The organism is Acinetobacter sp. NRRL B-65365 (assembly GCF_001605865.1).
In the GTDB taxonomy this organism is placed as follows: Bacteria; Pseudomonadota; Gammaproteobacteria; order Pseudomonadales; family Moraxellaceae; genus Acinetobacter; species Acinetobacter vivianii.
Genome location: NZ_LRPD01000047.1, coordinates 1 through 3,177 on the forward strand (window position 1 = coordinate 1; position 3,177 = coordinate 3,177).

Genomic DNA, 3,177 nt, shown 5'->3' on the forward strand with positions numbered 1-3,177 from the left:
GCTGCTGTTTAAGCCAAAGTCTGGCGCAGTGTTCAGCAATAGCAGACGTCCCACCTACAATTAAGATTTTTGGTTGATTTGACATTTAGGCCCCTAATAGACGACGAGACATTTCCGAGCTGATGCCGGGATCCCGATATTTTAAAAATTCATTTAAGCGCGGATAGCCCGCTTCAAATAGTGATCTTGGCATACGAGCATCTTTGGCTAAATAAAGACGGCCTTGTGCTTGCTCGACAATATGATCCAATTCATTTAACAGTTTTAACGTTTTTTCACCGCGATTAGGGAAATCCAACGCCAAAGTAACACCAGATTTTGGAAAGCTCAGCAACCCACCAGACTCACGATCACCAAATGTTTTTAATACGGCTAAAAACGAGCCCTCGCCCGACTTTTTAATCGCATTTAGCATCTCTTGGGTAACTTCTTTACCGATCTCTTTCGGAACAACACTTTGATATTGGTAAAAACCTTTTGGCCCATACATTTTATTCCATTCGTGCATGGCATCTAATGGATAAAAGAATGGCTCGTAATGTACTTTTTGTGACTGGCTTTTTAACGAGTTGCCATGAAAATAAGCAAAGTTAAAGAGAGGTAAACTGAGTTTGTTCACCAATGAAATAGGAGGCGTAATTGGAAATGTTTTATCGTTAATTTCAGGTTCTGCTTGCGTAGACATACTCGCCAGATTTCCCCGCGAAAAAAGTCCTTTGGCATTCGCACCATTCATACAATCAATCCAGGATACCGTGTATTCCCAGTCTGGTTCAGATGAATCAGAGAGTGAAAAAAATTCATCTAAATTGTGATAAGGAATAGTTTCTGCATCAATCCACGAACTTTGAACCGGACGTAATTGTATTTTCGCCTCTAAAATTATACCTGTTAGGCCAATTCCACCTAAAGTTGCATAAAACCAATCTGCTCTTTCAGTCTTTGAACACTCAATAATTTCACCATCAGTTCGTACAAGTTTTATTTGCAGAACATGGTCACCAAAAGAGCCAAAAGCATGATGGTTTTTACCATGCACATCATTTGCAATCGCGCCACCGACGGTAATCATCTGCGTGCCTGGCGTTACAGGCAACATCCAGCCTTGCGGGATCAATGTCCTGTGAATATCTTGTAAGGTCGCACCTGCTTCACAGTGTAAAATCCCGGTATTTAAATCAAAAGACATCAGATGATTCATGGCTGTGGTCAGCCATAGAGTACCATTGCCATTTAATGCAACATCGCCATAGCTACGCCCCATACCATGGGCAATGCCTGGAAAGCTGCCATGCTGTATTTGTCTAGAGGCTTGTGAAGGCGTTATTAAAGGAATAGCGTGATGTTCAGTATTAGAAAGCCTACCCCAGGCCTGTACGTTTTTCATTTATGCCTCAACCTTACGAAACACAAAACGTTTATCTAAGTAATATTTGCAAATATAGCCAATCATTAGACCGATTATTCCACCTAGGTAACGCATTTCTTTGGTTTCAAAAACGATATGAAACCCAAACTCGAAACCCCAGAAAATAATTGTCGTAAAAAGGCCCATGATGGTATAAAGAATAAAGACTTTTCCATCATGTTTGGTATTCTGTGTTTTATATTTAAAAATATATTTCTTATCCAAAATGTATTTAACAACTAGGCCGACACCCGTGCCAATAACAATTGATATAAAAATATAAAAATTTCCAACATAAATATAACTAGAAATATCTTGTGCTATAATATTGCAAAACGTAGCAACTATAGCAAACGCTGTATAAAGCAGCGCGAGCTTAATCGAGTCCATCATTTATATTTAATATAGCGCTGAAAAAAAAATGTATGATATAGCAGAAAATCGGTCATTTCTAGCAGAAATCCCAGGACTGATTAAACTAATTAGGCCAAAACAGTGGCTCAAAAATACCTTTGTTTTTGCACCTTTAATCTTTGCAGGTGAATTCCTAAACTTAGGATCTATTTATTCCGTATTATTTGCCGCTTTTTTATTTTGTCTGGCTGCTTCCGCAGTCTATATCGTGAATGATTTAAAGGACATAGAAAAAGATCGAGCACATCCTGAAAAGTCTCTAAAACGCCCCTTAGCTTCAGGTCAAGTGAGTCCTCAGAGTGCAATTATACTATTAACTCTGATTTATATCGCTTTAGGATTTTCCTGGTTAATCGCACCTAAAGTCATCTACGTGATCGCAGTATATTTACTGCTGAACTGGGCCTATACCTTTAAACTGAAACATGAGCCTGTGATTGAAATTTTCATCGTGGCCTTTGGTTTTGTGTTACGTGTATATGCAGGTGCTGTAGCTCTTGCAGTGCCAGTCTCTCACTGGATGTTTATTACAACATTAAGTATTTCACTTTATCTCGCGTCAATTAAACGTCGTCAGGAACTGATACAAAGTGGCTCTCAAGGACGTGGGGTACTTGAGCACTATTCAGTTAGTCTGATTGACCGCTTTGCAGGTATGTCTGCCGTTACAGCAATTATTTTTTATAGCCTGTATACGATGGAAGTGCAGCCACAGCTCATTATCACCATCCCATTTGTAATGTTTGGATTGTTCCGTTACTGGTTTATTGTTGAAACACTAAAAGGTGGAGAATCTCCAACTGATGTGATCGCTCAAGACTGGCAAATATTATTAACCGTTGTTTTATGGGTCGCATGTTGTATCTGGACATTATTGCCAGCTTAGTTTTATTTTGGATTATTACGTGAAGTCTTATATTTACCTTATTACACCATTTCTAGCTTGGCTAGTTGCGGGCTGTCTAAAGTTTCTTATTAATTCAATTAAAGCCAGGAAACTGGCTTTTGGCTTAATTGGCTATGGTGGATTACCAAGTAATCACAGTGCCATTGTAAGTAGTATGACCGCGCTTATCGCTATAAAAGAAGGTATTGATACCCCTGCTTTTGGTGTTGCACTTACCCTATCATTTATTGTGTTATTAGATGCAAATAGTTTAAGACAAGCTATTGGTAAACATGCGGTAGTGATTAACCATCTGGCTAAAGATACACCTGAATACAAACAACTAAGAGAACGTATGGGACACACAAAGATTGAGATCTTAGCGGGTGTACTGGTAGGTTGTCTTGTTGCATATTTAATTGCTAATACACTATAGGATAATCAATGTTTACACTTATGAGCAGATTTA

Annotated in this window: 4 protein-coding genes and 1 pseudogene; 2 read left to right on the plus strand and 3 right to left on the minus strand. The window is 38.7% G+C overall.

The features are described from left to right. The 3 genes and pseudogenes from AWW72_RS19835 to AWW72_RS15765 all read right to left on the minus strand — a co-directional run. Window positions 1–85 (minus strand): annotated as a pseudogene (locus AWW72_RS19835) (SDR family NAD(P)-dependent oxidoreductase); the annotation flags it as partial. After that, window positions 86–1,387 (minus strand): FAD-binding oxidoreductase, encoded by a 1,302-nt coding sequence (locus AWW72_RS15760; RefSeq protein ID WP_005260177.1) that lies wholly within the window; start codon window positions 1,385–1,387, stop codon window positions 86–88. Next, on the minus strand, window positions 1,388–1,801 hold the full coding sequence (locus AWW72_RS15765) for a GtrA family protein (protein ID WP_032863994.1): 414 nt from the start codon (window positions 1,799–1,801) through the stop codon (window positions 1,388–1,390). Window positions 1,802–1,829: 28 nt separating this feature from the next. Here AWW72_RS15765 and AWW72_RS15770 point away from each other — a divergent pair, with 28 nt between their 5' ends. After that, window positions 1,830–2,708 carry a decaprenyl-phosphate phosphoribosyltransferase gene (locus AWW72_RS15770; protein WP_005260181.1) on the plus strand — a complete coding sequence of 293 codons (879 nt, stop codon included), beginning with the start codon at window positions 1,830–1,832 and terminating at the stop codon, window positions 2,706–2,708. A 19-nt stretch (window positions 2,709–2,727) separates the two neighbouring features. Further along, a complete protein-coding gene (locus AWW72_RS15775; protein ID WP_062847953.1) occupies window positions 2,728–3,144 on the plus strand; it encodes a divergent PAP2 family protein in 417 nt (138 codons plus the stop codon). The last annotated feature ends 33 nt before the right edge of the window (window positions 3,145–3,177 follow it).